We start from the raw sequence: 18,064 nt of genomic DNA, 5'->3' as shown, positions 1-18,064 counted from the left end.
CATCCTCGGCGCATTCATGTCACAGTTCGGAAAATCGTTTTTGACCCCGCTGGACTCGATGGGAGTGAAGCCATGAAACAGACCAACGACGCCACCGACGACTCGACTCACGCGGGACAGCGACGAACGCGGCGGGCGTTCCTCGGAACCACGGCGGCGGTCGGTGCGGTTACGCTCGCGGGTTGTTCGGGGAGTACCGACGGCGGGGCCGGATCCACGACGGACACCACGTCCAGCATGGGGACGACCACCGCGGACATAGAAACGACGACCGAGAGAGAAGGGGAGATGGCGAACCCCGACGTTCCGATACTCAACTACGCGTTGACGCTCGAACATCTGGAGAACGCCTTCTACCGCGACGGCCTGAAGGAGTTCAGCGACGACGAGTTGATGGGCGCAAAGGTGCTTTCGAAGTTCGGCGAGGGAGTCCGTATGGACGTTCCGACCTACCTGAAGACCGTCGGCGACCACGAGGCTGCCCACGTCGACGCTCTCACCAAGACGGTGAAGAAACTGGGTGGCACGCCGGTCGAAGAAGCGGACTACGACTTCGGCTACGAGACGCCGAGCGAGTTCCTCGGGGTCGCACGAGCGCTCGAAAACACCGGTGTCGCCGCCTACGCGGGTGCAGCACCTTCCGTCGTCAACAACGACGTGCTCGCCGCGGCGGCGGGAATCCACAGCGTCGAGGCGCGCCACGCGAGTTTCCTCAACCTCCTCAACGGGAAAGTACCGTTCCCGAACGCGGTCGACAAGGCGAAGTCGATGGACGAAGTGCTCGAAATCGCGGGCGGGTTCATCACCTCGGACGTCGATACGAGCGCCTACGAGATGGGCGACTCGCGCCCGACACAGGACCGGAAAAAGGAAGACGACACGACCGACGTGAACGTCCTGAATTACGCGCTGACGCTCGAACACCTGGAGAACGCTTTCTACCGCGACGGCCTGAAGGAGTTCGGCAACGACAATCTGATGAACGCCGACGCGCTGTCGGACTTCGACGAACACACCCGGAAGAAGGTGCCATCCTTCCTACAGACGGTGAGCGACCACGAAGCCGCCCACGTCGACGCCCTCACCAAGACGGTGAAGAAACTGGGTGGCACGCCGGTCGAAGAAGCGGACTACGACTTCGGCTACGGCAACGCCTCCGAGTTCCTCGGGGTCGCGAAGGCGCTGGAGAACACGGGCGTCGCCGCGTACAAGGGTGCCGCGCCGACGGTCGAAAACGACGACGTGTTCGCCGCTGCGATCGGCATCCACAGCGTCGAGGCCGAACACGCGTCCTTCCTCAACGAACTCGACATGGAGTCGCCGTTCCCGAAGGCCGTGGACGAACCGAAAACGATGTCGGAAGTGAAGAAGATAGCCGGTCAGTTCATCGTCAGTAACTGAGATCTGTCGGTATCGTCATCCGTTTCGGGTTGTGTCGATGGCCTTAGGTAGGTCGATTCGTTCGTAAGGGACGATGGAGGCAGTCCTCTGGTACGTGTTGGCCGGGACGCGCGGCGGCGTCAACCGCGCGCGTATCCTGCGTTCGCTCGACGAACGCCCGCGGAACGCCAACCAACTCGCGGAGGACTTGGACCTCAACTACGACACCATCCGACACCACCTCGACGTCCTCGCCGACAACGAGGTGGTGAAATCGAGCGGCAACGATTACGGTGCGGTGTACTTGCCGACCGACAGAGCACGCCACCACTGGGATATCGTCGAAGACATCATTACCCAACTCGGCTGACAATGACCGAACCCCTACACGAGCGACACGCTTCCGAGAACTCCCCGCCGGAGGAGCAGCGATGAACGTCTGGATAGACACCGCCCGCGTCGCCACCGCGGTCAGCATGGTGCTTCTCGCACTGCTCGGGAGCGTCTGGGCTCGCAACTACGTGCGACTGCGCTCGAAGCACACGCTCGGGATGCTCGTGTTCGCAACCCTGCTCTTCTTCGAGAACGCGTCCGGGTTGTACTACTACCTCATCGACCCGGACCTGTCCGTCTGGTTCAGCACGCAGGTCCCGGACATCGCGTGGCACGCAATGCTCCTCTTTCACGTGTTGGAGGCCTTGGCAATCGGCTTCCTCGCGTGGGTGACGTTGGATTGAGTTGGTCGGCCGGTGCAGGTCGGGTGAGAGATTGGGGAGGGGGTCCGGGGGAGGGGAACAGGGATGGATAGGTCGCTTTTCGCCGTGATTTCTCCGGTTCGTCAGTGTTGTGTGCTGCCGTGTATCAACAACTGATTTCGGGTTCCTGTCGGAGTTCTATGACATGCCGATTCCGAACTACGGTGACAAGTACGACTCACCGGCGCTGTTCTCACCCTCGGACGCCATCGACGAACAGGGCGGAGATTCCGAACGGGAGATTCCGCGCGCCATCCTCATCACCTATCAGCGCGACTTCTTCGAGCGGATACTCGCGGAGCGAGCGGACGATCCGATACCGCTCGTGAGGGATTTCGAGGTACATCCTATCGACGAGACGGTGGGCGTCGTCGGCGGGTTCAGTATCGGCGCGCCGGCGACGGGTACCGTCGCCGAAAACCTCATCGCGGCGGGTGCGGAAGTCCTCTGCATCGTCGGCGGGTGTGGGACGCTCCAGCGCTCGATAGAACCGACCGACGCGGTCATCGCGGACCGGGCGATTCGGGACGAAGGCGTCTCGTATCACTACCTCCCGCCGGAAGCAAATGCGGAACCCTCGTCGAAACTCACCGACCGCCTCGAAGCCCGGTTCGACGGCAGCGAGGTGACGGCACATCGCGGAACGACGTGGACGACCAGTGCGTTCTACCGCGAAACGGTGGACGAGATCGAACAGTACGCGTCGAACGGCGTCGTCAGCGTGGAGATGGAAGCGGCGGCCCTGTTCGCCGTCGCGGAGTACCGCGGCGTGGACGCGGCCGCCGTGTTCGACATCGGCGATTTGTTGACCGCGGAGGAGTGGGACCCCGGCGTCGAGTACGAGAACGTTCAACCGAAACTGCTCGACCCGGCAATCGATGCGATTCACGACCACCTCGGCGTGCTCGTGGACGGGTCGTGAGAGGTATCGATTCGAAGACGGTTTGTATCGGCTGACAAAGGGTGACACACTTAAGCGTGTTCGGCACTAACCTAACGTGAATTCGGCCATCGGGCCGTCGCCCTCCACGATTCGCGGTTCGTGTCGTTCGGGATTGGAACTCGGTTCACCGACCGCGAAGCCGATAGTCGGGACGAAGTTCAGTGGTCGGAAGGAACATGAACGAACACGAAACGAACGAACAGTCAACGGGAGAGCAGTTGACATACGAGCAGTTGTACAGCGAAACGATTCCGTCGGTCGTGTCGGTGTACGTCACCCCACGCAACGCGAACGGGCCGACGAGGGTCGGCGCGGGGTCGGGATTCATCTACGGCCCTGACGGAGACGAAGCGGTGAACGAAGGCGAGACGATGAGTGGAGGTGAGACGAGGAGCGGAACCGGGGCGACGAGTGAGGGTGAGGCGATAAGCCCAGCACGGGTGGAAAACGGATACGTCGTGACGAACGGACACGTCGTCGGTACGGCCAAGGAGGTGGAACTACGATTCAGCGACGGCGATTGGAGAACCGGACGCGTCGTCGGACGCGACGAGGGAACGGATCTCGCTGTCGTGGAAGTGGCCGACCTTCCGGCGTACGCCACGCCGCTTCCCGTCGCGGAGGACGCGCCCGAACCGGGCCAACGGGTCGTCGCGCTCGGGAATCCGATGGGACTCGATGGGACGATAACGAGGGGAATCGTCAGCGGAACGAACCGCTCGCTTCCCACCGAAAACGGCTTCGCCATCCCCGATACGGTCCAGACGGACGCCGCCATCAACCCCGGCAACAGCGGCGGTCCGCTCGTGACCCTGGACGGGGAAGTCGTCGGCGTCAACCGGGCTCGGCAGGGTGATGGTATCGGATTCGCCATCTCGGGAGCCATCGTCTCGCGGGTCGTGCCACACCTGATAGAAACCGGCTACTACCGTCATCCGTTCCTCAAGATATCGACGGTGGACGTCTCGCCGCTCGTCGCCGAGGCGAACGAGTTGGCCGAAACTCGCGGCGTTCTCGTCGTGGACGTTCGTCTCGGCCCGGCGAGCGGTGCGCTCGTGGGATGTGAATCGGTTCGAACGCTTCGCGGGCGCGACGTTCCCGTCGGCGGTGACGTTATCGTCGGTCTGGACGGAGTGGCAGTACGCTCACACGAGGAGTTGATGCGACACCTCCTCATCGAGACGCGGCCGGGAGAGCGGATCGAAGTCGAACTCATCAGAGACGGGCGACGGTTGACGGAAACCGTCGTACTGGGTGAACGTCCGAAAACACCCGGACGCGGAGGAATCAGTATCGGAGTGGAGTGAATCGAGGGAATCGGAGTGGAGTGAATCGTGGGGATCGGTGTCGGATGAACCGATATAATCTGCGTGGAGTAACTCACGAGAGCCAGCGGGGAAAGGCGTAGAAGCCGGACGAAAATCGAAAAACAGCGGAAATAGAGGTGGGGCCAGGGGAAGACGGGGACGAAGCCGCCCTATCGGGAAAACAACGGAAATTGTGGCGTTAATTCGACCGTTGAAATGAGAGTGTAACAACGGAAATAGTGGGGTTAGAGACGTTGATACCGAAGGACCATCAACCACCCGGGTGTACGGTTTCCCGACCGTCTGATTTCCCGATATCCGTCCTCTCCGTCGTCCGTTACCCGTCCGTTCGTTCGTCAAGGAGTGACTGGTAGTACGGGCGGATGCTCTCGTGAACACCAGCGAGTTCGATGGTCTCTTCGAGGGCGCTCACCACGAGGTGGAGGTCCTGCTTGAGCGCGTGTTCGCGGTACTTCCCGCCGGACATTCCCTCGTTTTTCTCGGTCGAGGAGATGACGCCGAGCATCGCGAGGTCGGCGAGATGGTCGCGCATTCGCCTGCTCGTGAGCGCCTCGGTGCCGATGTGATTGCACAGCTGTTCGTACCGTGGTCGAATGTCCCGCGAGCGGGCGGGCGAATTGTCCTCCGCTTCCAGCGAGGTGAGCGCGTAGAGGATGAGACGTGCGTGCTGGGTGAGGTCCGCGACGCCCTCCATGATTCGGTCGCGTTCGAGTTTCCGGCGCGCCTCTTGGACGTGATGGTCGACGACCTGGCCTTCGGCGTCCTTACGCGCGAGGTCCCCTGCTTCGAGAAGCAGGTCCAACGCTTGTCGTGCGTCACCAGCGTCCTGTGCGCCGTACGCCGCACAGAGCGGAATGACGTCCTCCGCGAGGGCGTTCTCGTGAAACGCGACCTGTTCACGCTGGGAAAGCACCTTCTGGAGTTCCGTCGCGTCGTACGGCGGGAACGAGACCTCCTTTTCACAGAGCGAGGAACGGACTTTCGCCGAGAGGGAATCGCGAAACGAGAGGTCGTTGCTGATGCCGATGAGGCCGATTTTGGCGTGTTCGAGGTAGCCGTTGCTTCGTGCGCGAGGAATTTGGTAGAGGATGGAGTTGTCGTTGATGTGGTCCACCTCGTCCAGAACGATGATGATGGTGCCGTTGAGGTGGTCGAGTTCGTCCCAGAGAAAGCTGTACACTTGTGCCTGCGGGTAGCCCGTGTTGCTGATCTGATCCGCGGGGTCACGGAGCGTGTTGACGAGGCGAACCGCGACCTGATAACTCGAGTTCAGGCCGTCGCAGTTGATCTCGACGACGGAAAGGGAGATATCGTCGTACCGGGCGGCGTCCTCTTGGAGTTGGTTTAGGAGAAATCGGGTTGCGGCGGTTTTTCCGACTCCGCTTTTCCCGTACAGAAAGATGTTCGACGGCGCTTCACCGTTGATGATCGGTTGGAGTGCAGCGTGGTACTCCTCGAGTTCGTCGTCCCGACCGACCAAATTGTTCGGCGTATACTCCTCCAAGAGAGCGTCGCGGTTCTTGTAAAGGGAATTATCCCGGTCGAAACTGAACGAGGTCATTATACAACGTATTCACAGTCGAGCATATAAAACTGGACCGTCCGTTGTTTCTTTTGTTCCGAACGCTTTAAGTAGTATCGGAGTTTGTGACGGTGCACCGTTTCCGATGTTCAGGCGAAAAGGAGGCGACGGAAAGCGGTGAGAAGTGGACGTGAACCTGTCGTGAAGTCGATGGAAAGTGACGGAGGGTGACGGAGAGTTGCTGGAAAGTAGCGGAGGGTGACGGGAGTGACAAGAGTGATGGGAGTGACGGAGAGAGGGCGAAGAGGTGACGAGAAGTCGATGGGAAGTCGATGGGGGGTCGATGCGGGTAACGAATTCGAAACGGAGACGACCGTCCGAGAGACAGACAAACCGAAACGACCGCTCGATGAACAGCGGAAATGGTGGGGTTGTGGAGGGAGCGGCGAGAAGTGATCGTGCGTTAAAGACGGGAGAAAGCCGCAGAAGACGTTGAATACGGTCGGTTCTCGGAGTGGAGACTGCAGAGAGGTTGACTTCCTTTATAAACACACACCCACCCCACTATTTCCGGAGTCTTTAGGGAAGGATGGTGGTGGGGGGTGAAAAGGCATCTAGGCGACCGATAGATTTATACCAGAGTTTACCCAACAATACCCGTAATGTGTACTAATACTTAGTTAGTGAAGTGATTAAACTAGAATCTAGTTGTTTTGATTCCGTTTTTTGATTCTCGCTTATTCGTCCGGTTGTTCATTCAATCACTCGCCTATCCATTCTCAATTCCGTCACAGTCTTGACGCTAACCGCATGGGTAACTTCGGTTTTCCCGGAGTATCACGTCTTCATACCAAAACGTCAATTCCACGCCTATTTCTCCGATTTAGACCGTTTCAGTGCGTTTTATCCCACTCGGAACCCCTCCATTTCCGCTGTTCTCCTCGGCTGGTGACTCGTTTCCTGAACACGAGTTTCCTACTCCGAGTTCGCCTTCATGTATTCCCACCCCACCTGTCCCTTTACTCCCGTCCCCACCCGCCCCTTCACTCTCGCCCCCCCCACCCTTTCCCACCAAAACAGCGGAAACCATGGGGTGGGTGTCCACCCTTACCCATATCTTCTACAGTCGGACATCTCGTGTTCCGTCCGCCGAACTTCCTCCATCTAACTTCCTCCATCTAACTTCGTTCACTCGGGCCGTTTACCCTCGTCCGTCCAACAGCGGAAATCGTGGGGTATGTAGAACCGTGTACGTCGAGCACTACGTCAAGCACCGAATTCGTCAACCATCGTGCATGTCAATCAATTATTCTTCTCTATCGATGACTCTTCTATCGATGTACCTCGTGCCATGATGCTTGAGTCAAATACTGTATATTATTTCCCGGTCGACTCTCTCATGGCGACTTTCTCACAATGATTTCAACAGTGACTTCCCGACAGTGACTTCTCCATATCGAGTCCGACTATCTCCACGGAATAGTGAACTGAATCCCGTTCTCCCCTCGGGCGGCTGTCCCCGATGGTAACTCGATATTCGTGAACCGAGGAGCGGGCATCGTCCGACGGAGACCCCATCGAGAGCGGACGAGTTCCGACACTATCCGTTTCGGCAGTGATCGCGTCTCCATCGTCACCATCACCGAAATTACGTGTACGAAAACAACGGAAACGGTGGGGTCGTGGCGAAATCCACCCAAACGATGGAAACAACGGAAATCACGGGGTAACTTATACGTTGTTCGAAACCCACTCGTCGTCACTCGGATACGAAGACAGCGGAAAGAGAGGAGTCAACAATACAGCCAATGAAAACAAACACCGGTTGGCTGCCTTCTCGTGCGCTCTCTGACGTTATTCCTCGAAACTCATCTCCGAAATCGAACGGTCAAAATGGACGTTTCTCCGCGCGAAAACAACGGAAATGGCGGTGTGGTGTTCGATACGGGTTCGATGGAAATCAGTCTTCGAACGCCACAAGCACGGTGGACTGGTAATTCGTCTTACTCCATTTGTTCGACTTCGAGGATACGCGCATCACACCCTTCACAGGTGGCTGCGACGACCTCTATCGACCGACAGCAGGATTCGACCGTTTCCTGCTCTATCGTGATATCCGCGCCACATTCCGGACACGTATCGAGGAAGATGCGGAGGCCGCTGAGGATGCGGCTTTGGTTGTCGATGGATAGCCGGTCCCACTGGTGGTATCTGTCGCTCAACTCTCGGGCGGCGGCGAGATCCGCGATCAGCGATGGACGCGACTCCCACTGTCCAAGCCGACGTCCGTCGATTTTGGCGATGAAGGCGGAATCGTGTTCCTCGAACTCCAACTCCGACTCGTCCGCGCCGAGAATTCGGCTCAAGTCCCGCTTTTCAGCCCCTTCTTCCATGACACGCTCCATGTTCTCGTGCCATACCGCTCGGAACTCCTCGTTGAGACAGAGGTCGTCCATCTCTTCGCAGGGTCCGACGACGTTTGCTGCGGCGAGAACCGCTTCGGGTTCGTGATCCGTGGCTTTCGGCTCTGCGGTCTGCGGTTCGTGCTTATCGAACTTGCGAAGCAACCAGTCGGGGAAATATGTTTTCGTGAACCTCGGTGTGCCGGGAACGAGATATCCACGGAGGTAAATCGCGACCAGACTGAACACGAAGAACGCGACCCCGAGCGGAATCGCCAGGAAGGTCAGTACCGTACTGGCAACGACGGCGATGCTGACGTTCACTATCGTACACGGAGTGCAGCGGTTCTCACCGGTGTACTCCGGCCGTCGGAATCGATCCATAGTTTCTGATAGTTCTGTACTCATTTCGTTTCTATCATTTTATTTCTCATTTATATACTTATTGCTGGTTGGTTTAGACAGTAAACAAAAGACAAGCAATCGAACCGAAACGCGGTCATCGACTGAAACGGCCATGACTGACCGGTAACGGGGATTGTCGGGGGGACGACCCGACAAAAACCGGACCTCGGCCGGGAAAACTGTCCCTCTCGTCAGCTAATCGATCGAGGGATTCGCTTCCTTGAGTCGAATCGTTACGATGCTTCCTCGGGGCTGGTTGGTTCCGAAACGAAGTTCTCCGCCGAACTTGCCGACGATCCAGTTCGTCAACCATAGCCCGAGTCCGCTTCCGTGCTGAAGAGCGGTTTCCCTTCCTTCGATAAGCACCTCTCGTTCCCCCTCCGGAATTCCCGGCCCATCGTCCGTAACGACGATTTTGACCCACCGGTTTTCGTTCGCCTCGATGGTCGATACCGAAAGCGTCACTCTCGGCATCCCCCGATCGTTGTGTTTGATGGCGTTTTCGACGATCTCGTTGATCACCGTATCGAGCGTTTTGTCCCCGTATACCCACACGCTCTCGGGGAGGTCCGCCGAGAGGTCCGCCATGGGATACGTTTCCCGCAGGTCCGAACACGTCCGCTGTATGAGCCCCGTAATTTCGATGGCCGCGCGCGCTTTGCTCGGTTTGTCGAGCGTCCGTCCGACCTCACGTGCTTTTTCACTTACGTCTATCAGTTCGGTTGCCTTTCGTTTGATTATCCGTGCGCTTTGTGCTGCTTCCGGAACTCCCTCCATCAGATTGTCCGCGTGACCGAGAACCACGTTGAGATCGTTTCGCAGGTTGTGACGGAGGATTCGATTGAACACTTGGAGGCGTTGTTCACGACGGAGTAACTCCTGTCGCGTCCGAACGGAGTTGATGGCGTACGCGATACTGTTTCCGAACTTCGAGAGAACGTGGCGCTCGGTCTCGTTGAACGCGTGTGGTTGCCCGGAGTAAAGGTTCAACATACCATACGTGGTGTTTTCGTACTGAAGCGGAATCGTTGCTCTAGAGCGATAGCCACGTTCGAGCGCCTTTCGTTGCCACTTTTGGTCCGTCGAACCGCTTCCGATGTTTTGGATCACCTGTATTCGCTTGCTTTCGAGCGCGCTCAAAAGCGGTGTGTACTGCCGTCCTCCCGGATCATCGCGAAACACGTCTTCGAGATAGCCCTCCTCGACTCCCGCGGAAACACGGGGAATAACCGTTCCATCGTCCTCGGTCTTTCCTATCCAGACGAACCGATACGATTCGGATGCGGCGAGACGTTTACACACGGATTCGACTATTTCCTCCCGCGTCGACGCCTCGTGGAGCGATTGGCTTATTCCCCAGATGAGTTCGTTGATGGCCATCTGTCGCCGGACGGTTTCCTCCGCGCGCCGGTGGGAAACGGCGTTTTCGATTCGGTTTGCGAGGGCGACGAACTGCCGTTTCCCGGTTCCCTTTTTGAGGTAGTCGGTGACGCCGGCGGAGATAGCTTTACTCGCGGTCCTCTCGCTTCCGCCGCCCGTCATGAGTATATAGGGCATCTTCGGCGCCGTCTTTCGCACCGCATCGAGAAGTTCGAGCCCGTCCATTCCCGGCATCTCGTAGTCACTAACGACGCAATCGAACCGTTCCTGTTCGAGACGGGTAAGAGCGTCCGTTGGGACGGTCTCCGTGTGAACGCTCGCATTGGAAAGTTCCTGTTGGAGGACTTCCGATGCGACCGTTCCGAAGAACTTGTTGTCTTCGACATGGAGAACCCGTATCGGGCGACCTTCCATTCTACACTACAGGTCTCGTTTGTGACCAATATATAACTTTGTCCTCTTCTTGTAGGGTAAATTATATTGACCGTGCTTTCTGTTTTATTCACGGCTCCATACTCGAAGAGCTCAATGCCGTGTTATTCGTCCCGTGGGCGGCGCTACTGCTGCTCGGGCGATTCCGGAACGTTTCCAAAATCGGGCCGCGGTCCGTTTCCGGACGAAGCCCACTCGACGGCGTTGCCCAGAATCTGTCGGATTTCCTGTTGGCGATAAATCGGGTACGTCTCGTGGCCGGGACGGAAGTAGAAGATCCTTCCCGACCCCCGACGGTAACAACACCCGCTCCGGAACACTTCGCCCCCTTCGAACCAACTGACGAAGACGAGTTCGTCGGGCGCTGGAACGTCGAACCGCTCACCGTACATTTCTGCTTCCGGAACGACGACCTGTTCGTCGATACCCTCCGCGATGGGGTGACTCGGTTCGACGACCCACAAGCGCTCTCGTTCGCCGTCCTCCCGCCACTTCAGGTCACAACTCGTTCCCATCAACCGCTTGAAGATCTTCGAGAAGTGTCCGGAATGCAGAACGAGGAGTCCCATTCCGTCGAGGACGTGCTGGTGTACTCGCTCAACGACCTCGTCCGCCACCTCGTCGTGTGCCATATGGCCCCACCACGTGAGCACGTCCGTCTCCCCAAGCACCTCCTCGGTCAGGCCGTGTTCGGGTTCGTCAAGCGTCGCCGTCCTGACCTCGAAACCCTGCTCCTCGAACGCTTCGGCGAGCACCGCGTGAATGCCGTCGGGATAGCAGTCCTTGCTCGCTTCGTCCTCGCGTTCGTGCCGGAATTCGTTCCACACCGTGATGCGCGGAGTGTCCATATCTCCCGTCTCTCATCCCGTTCGATTGGATGTTTCGGAACGTGGTGGTTTCCGTGACTCTCCCCCTCCGGATTTCACTCCTCGGAAACCTCGTCTTCCTCCCATCCTTCGCTGTAAATCCGTTCCTCCGGGACGCCGATATCGGTCAGCCTCTCCTCCGTTTCGACGACCATGCCGGGAACGCCACAGCAGTAGAAATCCGTCCCTTCGGGGTCGGGAACGACGTCCTCGACGTGTTCCTGGATGTGGCCCGTTCGGCCGCTCCAGTCCTCGTCGGAAAGCGAGTAGACCACCCGCAGGTCGTCGTTTTCGGCTTCGAGTTGATCCAACGTCTCGCGATACATCACGTCCTCCTGTGATTTCTCGCCGTAGAGGAAGGTCGCGTGACCGTTTCCGTCCCGAAGGTACTGTTTCACCATCGCCATCATGGGGGTGATACCGGTTCCGGTGGAGACAAAAGCCACGTCGCTATCGAGGTCACGGAGATAGAGGTTGCCGTCCAATTCCTCGATTTCGATGGTGTCTCCGGGGTCGCGTTCGTGCATGTACACCGAGGCCGTCCCGTCGTCGTAGCGCTTTATCGCCAGCGTGATGCTGTCCGTTCCCGGCAATCCGGTCGCCGTGTACGGCCGAACGACTTCCTCGTCTTCGCTCCCTTCTCCATCGTTCTGATCTCCTTCTCCGTCGCTATCGCGTTCGAAGTGAAGTTGGGTGTGTTGGCCGGGTTCGTACTCGAATGTCTCGTCCGCGACGAGTTCGAACTGCTTTACCCGTGGCGTCATTCGATGTATCGACGTGATTTCGACCTCGCGCATGGTTCTCCCTGACGTGGGTGATTTCCCTAAATGAACTGGCTAGGTAAACTCGACTGCCGGAACACATAACCGGTAAAAGCCCCTGGATATATCCGGATGAAACCCGCCGAATTCCCCGAAGGCCTCCCCCGTCACAAGCGAAAATCCATGCAGCGGGTTCGGAAAGTGAGCCACCTCCTCGACGAGGCGTTTCGCGTTCCGGGAACGAATTACCGCGTCGGTCTGGATCCAATTCTCGGTCTGCTTCCGGTCGGCGGAGACCTCGCGTCCGCGCTCATCTCGCTGTACATAGCGTTCGAAGGCTACCGAATGGAGGTCCCGCGTCACGTCCTCGCGCGAATGCTCGCGAACGTCGCGATCGACACCTTCGGCGGGTCGGTGCCCGTCCTCGGTTCGATCTTCGACGCGACGTGGAAGGCGAACCGAAAGAATCGGAACCTCCTCGAACGACACGTCGACCGTTACTGAGCGAGTTCGAGCGTCACGGTCTCGGCTTCGAAATCCTCGACGAACGACCCGCTTCCGCCGACCGTCACCTCGCCGTCCTCGGTTTCGAGGACGAGGGCCGCTTCGACCGGGAACGCGTTGGATGCCGGTTCGAGCAGCGACTGTCGAACGTCGATGATACTTCCTTCGACCGTCGTGAGGTCCGCCTCCCCGCCGACGGGCCGGCCTCGTACGCGTGCGAGAATCTCGTTATCTTCCCTGAGATGGAGCGTCGCCTGTAACACCGCAGAGCGAAAGTCGTCGAACGTCTTCGGCAGCGCCACCGGTTCGGCCGCGTATACTTCGTTCGCCATCGGCCAGTAGTTGCCGAAGAACGATCCGACGAGGACCGGCACGAGCTGTTCCTGTGCGAACGTGATGGCCTGTTTGTCGCTGTTCGATCGGACTATCATCTCCGTCGGGGAGACGAGGCCGAACTGTTTGTCCACCGTGAGCGTCGTCGGCATCGGTTCGCGCCACACGCGAACCGTACTGGCGAGTCCCTCGAACTCCGACCCGTCCACGTCGTCTTTGTGGACGCCGCTCAGGACGAGTAACACCAGTACCCCCCGCTCGACTGCGCTTTCGAGTTCGCTCGCGACTTCGGGGAGGTGTTCGTACGGTATCGACAGCGTCACTTCTTCGTTCGCCGCGGCGAGCCTGTTCTGAATCCGTTTGATGACGGTGACGCGGGATTTGATGACCTCGAACTGGTCGGGTTCGCTGGTCGTCGCCGAGTAGCGTTCGTCCAGCGCCGGTCGCATGGTCTCCACTCGGTCCGCGAGCGTGCCGATGACCCGCTCCGGCGGGTTCGCCCGAATCATCGTCGGAACGACGTGGTCGTCGACCTCCACGAACCCGCGTTCCGCCAACTTCTCGCTGGTGCTGTAGACGTACCGCTTCGACACCCCGGCGTCGTCGGCGATGGTGCTTGCTTTGGCCTCGCCCTGTTCGAGAATCGCGAGATACGTATCGACTTCCTTCTCCGAGAGTCCGAACTGACGGAGCAGTCCTGAGAGCGTGCGGTCGTCCATTTCCTGACTCATGATTTATCGGGTGCCTATTTACTTTCCTCGGTGATTCGAACCACGACGACGTCCGAAACGAGGAGTTCGGTTCCGATGGCCGTCCCGCCCTCGTTTCGAGTCACGGTCGGAACTGCCTCACCCGTCACGAGGTCCACCGTTTCGGTTCGCTCGCCGATTCGTACCGCTTGTGCCCGCTCCGAGAAGTTCAGTGCCACGACGACGCGTTCGGAGTCCGTTTCGCGGGCGAACGCCACGACGTCCGACGAACCGCTCTCCCATTCGACCCGTTCGACCGTCCCGTCGCGGAGGACGGGATACTCCTCGCGTGCGGCGCTGAGCGAGCGGTGGAACGCCGTCAACTCGTCGTCGCCGTCGGCCCAGCACATCGTTCCCCGGTACTCGGTCATACCACGCTCCTGTCCGTAGTATATCATCGGCGCGCCGGGCAGCGTGAACGTCGCCGCCGCCGCCGCCTTTAGCGCTTCCCTCCCGCACTCATCGCGGTAGCGCGGTTCGTCGTGGTTCTCCACGTATCTGAGGTGAACCGCGCTGTCGGGGAATCCGACGTGCGCCGCGTCCTCCAGCGCGTCCAAGACGGCGGACGCGGGTTTCTCCCCGTTCCCGATTTCACGCAGAGTGCCGTACAGCGTCGTGTCGTAGTGCATCGTGAACTCGCCCTCGTGGTAGTCCGGGTCGCGCGGAATCGTCTCGTCGAGGAGCAGGAAATCGTCGGGGACACGGTCCGCGACTTCCTTCCAGAACTCGTGCGGGACGCCCCACGCCACGTCGCATCGGAACCCGTCCACGAGGCCCGCCCACTCGTCAACCACGTCGAGGAGGAAGCGCCGGACGGCGAGCGAATCGAAGTTGAAGTTCGGTATCCGTTCCCAGTCGAAGTAGCGCTGTGCTTTCGTTTCTCCCGTTTCCCCGTCGTCCTCCCAGACGTACCAATCGCGGTACTCGGGCACTCCCGCCGCGCTCATCTGGAATGCCGGGTGGTCGCGCGAGGAGTGGTTGATGACGAGGTCGAAGACGACGCGAATCCCGGCGTCGTGGCAGGCGGCGACGAAGGATTCGAACTCGGAACGCGTGCCAAGGTCCTCGGCCGTCTCGAAGTAGTTCGTCGTGTGATATCCGTGCTCGGTCGGACTTCCCAGAATCGGCGTCAACCATACGCAGTCGGTCCCGAGCCATTCGAGGTAGGGAATCCGACGCTCCAGTTCCGAAAACGTGGTATCGACCGTCTCCCCCGCGAACGACCGGACGAAAATCTCGTACACCGTCGGCGATTCCGCCCACTCCGGCGGGTCGTTCGGATGGTGGACTCGCGCTCGCACCTCCTCGCTTCGCTCGGAACCGTTTGCGTTCGCGCTCGCGATTTCCGTCGCACTTACGTGCTCGCTTTCCACCTCGTTTGCGCGCTCGTCGTACCCGCGGATCTCCACGCGATCGGCGACGCTGTGGCGCTCGCCGACCGCGACTGCGTGTAACCGAACTCCATCGCCGATTTCGTCGCGTGGGATTCGAACGGTTCGTTCGTATTCGCCGACGTGATCGAGCGGTTCGTCGTCGGCATAGAACTCCACGGCGAGTTCGTCGTCCGCAAACTCGCTGTCGGGTGCCGACTTCGCGTCGGCCGTGACGACGACGGCTTCGGGCCCTCGCTCCGCGTCGAGTTTGACTCTGGGCCGTCCCGGTCCCGAAACCGTGAGCGTTCCCTGAACCTGCTCGGTGAGGTCGTCGTTCAGCAGGAACCCGTAGGGGTGTTCTCCGGGCGGAAGCTTCGTTTCGTACACGTACGCGCCGTCCTCGTAGGTCGGCCGGTCTTTCCCCACGAGTTGCTCGTTGAACGGCCCCATGACGCAGATGGTATCCACCTCCTCGTGAGGAATCGGGAGGTCGGACAGCGGCAACTCGAACCGCGCGGTGCGGCGCACGTCGGGAAACACGCGAACGAGTCGTTCGTACTCGTCGTCGGGCGCACTCAATCGAAGTCGATAGACGCCCGGAGCGTCGGGCGCGAAGTGGATGACCGGGCCGTCTCCGGCGACCGCGGAACTTCCTTCGGGTCGCTCTTCGACGTTCCAATCGTACTTCGAATTCGCATCCGTAACGGGGTCGCGTGGCGCGAGTTCCACCGACTCCCCGACCGTCGTGAACCGCGGGGGATCTGCATCGTGCATGTTTCCCACGCCGTAGGGGAGATGTATCTATCTTGCGCTCTTCCGATAATTTGTGAAGGATTATTTCACCAAGCCTTTTATCACTCCTCCTCGTGGTCCTATCCGATGACGCTCCGCGACGCACTTTACGACTTTAAACGCCACCGCGGGAATGCGACCCGTTTCCCCGGTGAACGCCGGACGACGGCGGGACGGTTCTCCGGTCTCGACGCTCGTCTCGTCCACGTCGGCCCGCACGGGTCGCTCCGCGATTACTCCCTCCCGCTCTGCGGTCACTACGGCATCGACCGCTCTCGATTCGGCCTTCGTCGTGATAGGGACATCGTGTGGTTCGACGCTGTCGATTCGACACAACGGTATCACGGCGGAACCGGCCTCGTCGTCACCGAACACGAGGGGGACGACTGGTCGGTGACACAGTACGACCTAACGCGTTCGGATTCCCACATCACGCATTTCGTGGCGGACGGCGGGGGTCTCCCCGACGACGCCGAACTCGTCGCCTACTTCGGGTTCGCACCGGACGGACGGGACGACAGAATCGGACAACTCCGCCACGGCGATGTGTTCGAGGTGTTCCACGCCGAGGAACACGACTACCTCGCCACGGAACCCAGTCCGACCCGAATCGACGGCCTCGTCCCCGCGAACTTCGAAACCCTCCTCTCGGACCGCCCGCAGGACGTTCCGCCCGTGGGCGAGGCCGGGCGATACGAGGAGAGCAGACTGAGCGGCGAACTCGTCGTTTCGCTCGCGCTCGACGGCGGTGCGACGCTCGTCTCTCTACTCGCCGATCACGACGAAACGCCGCGCGATGACGCGCTCGGCCGCGTTCGGGAACTCGTGTCGACGTACGATTCGTCCGAAGCGCTCCGCGCTGCCGCCGAAGAAGGGTCCCTCGAACGGGACCTCGACGCGACCCTCGATGCGCAAACGACGACTGCCATCACGGACGATTTGCGCGTCCTTTCGTTCCTCTCCGCGGACACCGGCGCTCGAATCGCCGGCCCGGATTTCGACCCGTTCTACCGCTACTCCGGCGGGTACGGCTACACGTGGTTCCGCGACGACGCCGAAATCTCGGGGTTCCTGCTCGCGGCCGACGACCACTTCGACCTCTCCCTGTCGGACTGGCACGACCGCAGCGCGCGTTTTTACTGTGAAACCCAACACGATGACGGCACGTGGCCCCACCGCGTCTGGCCCCGAAACGGGACCATCGCGCCCGGATGGGCGAACGCCCGCGTCGAGGTCGGAGACGGTGCGGACTATCAGGCCGACCAGACGGGAAGCGTCATCGCGTTTCTCGCGCGGTACCTCCGAATGCGTGACCCCGCTTCGGACCTCGAATCGGCGGTTCGGGTGACGCTTCGGGAGGCGCTCGACGGCCTCGACGACACGCTCGAACCCGACGGGTTGCCGATTCACTGCCAGAACGCGTGGGAGAACATGACCGGACGGTTCGCCCACACCGCGGCGACGTACCTCGAAGCGTACGCAGAACTCGCGCGCGCGCCGGTCGAAGACGACCTCAAAAAACGCGCGCTGGAGGGAACCAACGCGGTCCTCGACGGCCTCGACGAGTTGTGGACGGGCGAGTTCTACGCCCTTCGACTCGTCGACGGCGAACGGGACGAACGACTGGATTCCAGCGCGCTCGCGCTCGCGGCCGCACACAACGCCGCCGCGTCGGTCGTCGACATCGAAGCGGAGCAGGTGGACCGTCTCGTCTCACACACCGAGGGCGTTCTCGATGGCCTCCGGCGAAACCCGGACGAGAGCGATATCCGCGGCCTCGCCCGATTCGAGCGCGACGACTGGCGAGTCCGCGAACAGAACTCTCCGAAAATCTGGACGGTTTCGACGGCGTGGGGTGCTAACGCCGCGAGCGAACTGGCCGACCTGCTTTCGGCGCGCGACGACCCCCGTACCGAGGAGTTCTCGCGCCACTCCCGTGACCTCCTTTTGCTCCTCCTGCCGGAAGGACCGCTCTGTGCGGACAGCGGCTACCTTCCGGAACAGTTCTTCGACGCGGGCGCGGCCGACAGCGCGACGCCGCTCGGATGGCCCCACGCGATTCGACTGGCGACGGTCGCGGCGCTGGACGAACGAAACGCGTTGCAACCGTCCCAACGAGTCGCCGACCACTGAATCGAG

Annotated in this window: 15 protein-coding genes; 8 read left to right on the top strand and 7 right to left on the bottom strand. The window is 60.1% G+C overall.

Translation table 11 applies throughout. The features are described 5' to 3' along the window. Positions 1-72: 72 nt before the first annotated feature. The 5 genes from ACGYLY_RS13480 (at position 73) to ACGYLY_RS13460 (ending at position 4,385) form a co-directional block, all read left to right on the top strand. Complete coding sequence (locus ACGYLY_RS13480; protein WP_395281093.1) at positions 73-1,401, top strand: ferritin-like domain-containing protein; 1,329 nt, start codon at positions 73-75, stop codon at positions 1,399-1,401. 73 nt (positions 1,402-1,474) lie between these two features. Then, positions 1,475-1,750 carry an ArsR/SmtB family transcription factor gene (locus ACGYLY_RS13475; protein WP_395281095.1) on the top strand — a complete coding sequence of 92 codons (276 nt, stop codon included), beginning with the start codon at positions 1,475-1,477 and terminating at the stop codon, positions 1,748-1,750. Positions 1,751-1,811: 61 nt separating this feature from the next. Next, complete coding sequence (locus ACGYLY_RS13470; protein ID WP_395281097.1) at positions 1,812-2,117, top strand: hypothetical protein; 306 nt, start codon at positions 1,812-1,814, stop codon at positions 2,115-2,117. Between the two features lie 163 nt (positions 2,118-2,280). Continuing rightward, positions 2,281-3,057, top strand: a complete 777-nt coding sequence (locus ACGYLY_RS13465) for a nucleoside phosphorylase (RefSeq protein WP_395281099.1) — start codon at positions 2,281-2,283, stop codon at positions 3,055-3,057. 197 nt (positions 3,058-3,254) lie between these two features. Further along, positions 3,255-4,385 (top strand): S1C family serine protease, encoded by a 1,131-nt coding sequence (locus ACGYLY_RS13460; RefSeq protein WP_395281101.1) that lies wholly within the window; start codon positions 3,255-3,257, stop codon positions 4,383-4,385. A gap of 337 nt (positions 4,386-4,722) precedes the next feature. Here the strand turns inward: ACGYLY_RS13460 and ACGYLY_RS13455 are convergent, their stop codons facing one another. After that, entirely contained in the window at positions 4,723-5,967 is a 1,245-nt protein-coding gene (locus ACGYLY_RS13455) for an orc1/cdc6 family replication initiation protein (RefSeq protein WP_395281103.1), read from the bottom strand. Between the two features lie 240 nt (positions 5,968-6,207). Here ACGYLY_RS13455 and ACGYLY_RS13450 point away from each other — a divergent pair, with 240 nt between their 5' ends. Continuing rightward, complete coding sequence (locus ACGYLY_RS13450; RefSeq protein WP_395291150.1) at positions 6,208-6,384, top strand: hypothetical protein; 177 nt, start codon at positions 6,208-6,210, stop codon at positions 6,382-6,384. Between the two features lie 1,547 nt (positions 6,385-7,931). Here the strand turns inward: ACGYLY_RS13450 and ACGYLY_RS13445 are convergent. The 4 genes from ACGYLY_RS13445 to ACGYLY_RS13430 form a co-directional block, all read right to left on the bottom strand. Further along, positions 7,932-8,654 carry a hypothetical protein gene (locus ACGYLY_RS13445; RefSeq protein ID WP_395291149.1) on the bottom strand — a complete coding sequence of 241 codons (723 nt, stop codon included), beginning with the start codon at positions 8,652-8,654 and terminating at the stop codon, positions 7,932-7,934. Positions 8,655-8,930: 276 nt separating this feature from the next. After that, positions 8,931-10,529, bottom strand: a complete 1,599-nt coding sequence (locus tag ACGYLY_RS13440) for a response regulator (RefSeq protein ID WP_395281109.1) — start codon at positions 10,527-10,529, stop codon at positions 8,931-8,933. A 143-nt stretch (positions 10,530-10,672) separates the two neighbouring features. Further along, entirely contained in the window at positions 10,673-11,395 is a 723-nt protein-coding gene (locus ACGYLY_RS13435) for a ThuA domain-containing protein (RefSeq protein WP_395281110.1), read from the bottom strand. 74 nt (positions 11,396-11,469) lie between these two features. Further along, entirely contained in the window at positions 11,470-12,210 is a 741-nt protein-coding gene (locus ACGYLY_RS13430) for a ferredoxin--NADP reductase (protein WP_395281111.1), read from the bottom strand. Positions 12,211-12,306: 96 nt separating this feature from the next. On the opposite strand from ACGYLY_RS13430, the gene ACGYLY_RS13425 reads away from it, so the two are divergent. Beyond that, positions 12,307-12,678 carry a DUF4112 domain-containing protein gene (locus ACGYLY_RS13425; protein WP_395281113.1) on the top strand — a complete coding sequence of 124 codons (372 nt, stop codon included), beginning with the start codon at positions 12,307-12,309 and terminating at the stop codon, positions 12,676-12,678. On the opposite strand, the gene ACGYLY_RS13420 is transcribed toward ACGYLY_RS13425, so the two are convergent. Both ACGYLY_RS13420 and ACGYLY_RS13415 read right to left on the bottom strand, forming a co-directional pair. Next, complete coding sequence (locus ACGYLY_RS13420) at positions 12,672-13,730, bottom strand: TrmB family transcriptional regulator (RefSeq protein ID WP_395284107.1); 1,059 nt, start codon at positions 13,728-13,730, stop codon at positions 12,672-12,674. The two genes, ACGYLY_RS13425 and ACGYLY_RS13420, sit on opposite strands and share 7 nt — an antisense overlap. Before the next feature lie 26 nt (positions 13,731-13,756). Continuing rightward, positions 13,757-15,907, bottom strand: coding sequence for an alpha-amylase family glycosyl hydrolase (locus tag ACGYLY_RS13415; RefSeq protein WP_395281115.1), 2,151 nt, complete (start codon positions 15,905-15,907; stop codon positions 13,757-13,759). A gap of 105 nt (positions 15,908-16,012) precedes the next feature. On the opposite strand from ACGYLY_RS13415, the gene ACGYLY_RS13410 reads away from it, so the two are divergent. Continuing rightward, positions 16,013-18,058: a glycoside hydrolase family 15 protein gene (locus ACGYLY_RS13410; RefSeq protein ID WP_395281117.1), complete on the top strand. Its 2,046-nt coding sequence runs from the start codon at positions 16,013-16,015 to the stop codon at positions 18,056-18,058. The last annotated feature ends 6 nt before the right edge of the window (positions 18,059-18,064 follow it).

Source organism: Haladaptatus sp. CMAA 1909, assembly GCF_043952005.1.
Taxonomy (GTDB): domain Archaea; phylum Halobacteriota; class Halobacteria; order Halobacteriales; family Haladaptataceae; genus Haladaptatus.
This window is presented reverse-complemented; position numbering and strand designations above follow the sequence as displayed.

Bases quoted from the DNA above. Each gene is read 5' to 3' on its own strand.
- ACGYLY_RS13475 (WP_395281095.1), top strand. From the start codon at position 1,475: ATGGAGGCAGTCCTCTGGTACGTGTTGGCCGGGACGCGCGGCGGCGTC.
- ACGYLY_RS13450 (WP_395291150.1), top strand. From the start codon at position 6,208: ATGGGAGTGACGGAGAGAGGGCGAAGAGGTGACGAGAAGTCGATGGGA.
- ACGYLY_RS13420 (WP_395284107.1), bottom strand. From the start codon at position 13,730: ATGGACGACCGCACGCTCTCAGGACTGCTCCGTCAGTTCGGACTCTCG.
- ACGYLY_RS13430 (WP_395281111.1), bottom strand. From the start codon at position 12,210: ATGCGCGAGGTCGAAATCACGTCGATACATCGAATGACGCCACGGGTA.
- ACGYLY_RS13415 (WP_395281115.1), bottom strand. From the start codon at position 15,907: ATGCACGATGCAGATCCCCCGCGGTTCACGACGGTCGGGGAGTCGGTG.
- ACGYLY_RS13425 (WP_395281113.1), top strand. From the start codon at position 12,307: ATGAAACCCGCCGAATTCCCCGAAGGCCTCCCCCGTCACAAGCGAAAA.
- ACGYLY_RS13460 (WP_395281101.1), top strand. From the start codon at position 3,255: ATGAACGAACACGAAACGAACGAACAGTCAACGGGAGAGCAGTTGACA.
- ACGYLY_RS13465 (WP_395281099.1), top strand. From the start codon at position 2,281: ATGCCGATTCCGAACTACGGTGACAAGTACGACTCACCGGCGCTGTTC.
- ACGYLY_RS13440 (WP_395281109.1), bottom strand. From the start codon at position 10,529: ATGGAAGGTCGCCCGATACGGGTTCTCCATGTCGAAGACAACAAGTTC.
- ACGYLY_RS13470 (WP_395281097.1), top strand. From the start codon at position 1,812: ATGAACGTCTGGATAGACACCGCCCGCGTCGCCACCGCGGTCAGCATG.
- ACGYLY_RS13455 (WP_395281103.1), bottom strand. From the start codon at position 5,967: ATGACCTCGTTCAGTTTCGACCGGGATAATTCCCTTTACAAGAACCGC.
- ACGYLY_RS13410 (WP_395281117.1), top strand. From the start codon at position 16,013: ATGACGCTCCGCGACGCACTTTACGACTTTAAACGCCACCGCGGGAAT.
- ACGYLY_RS13435 (WP_395281110.1), bottom strand. From the start codon at position 11,395: ATGGACACTCCGCGCATCACGGTGTGGAACGAATTCCGGCACGAACGC.
- ACGYLY_RS13480 (WP_395281093.1), top strand. From the start codon at position 73: ATGAAACAGACCAACGACGCCACCGACGACTCGACTCACGCGGGACAG.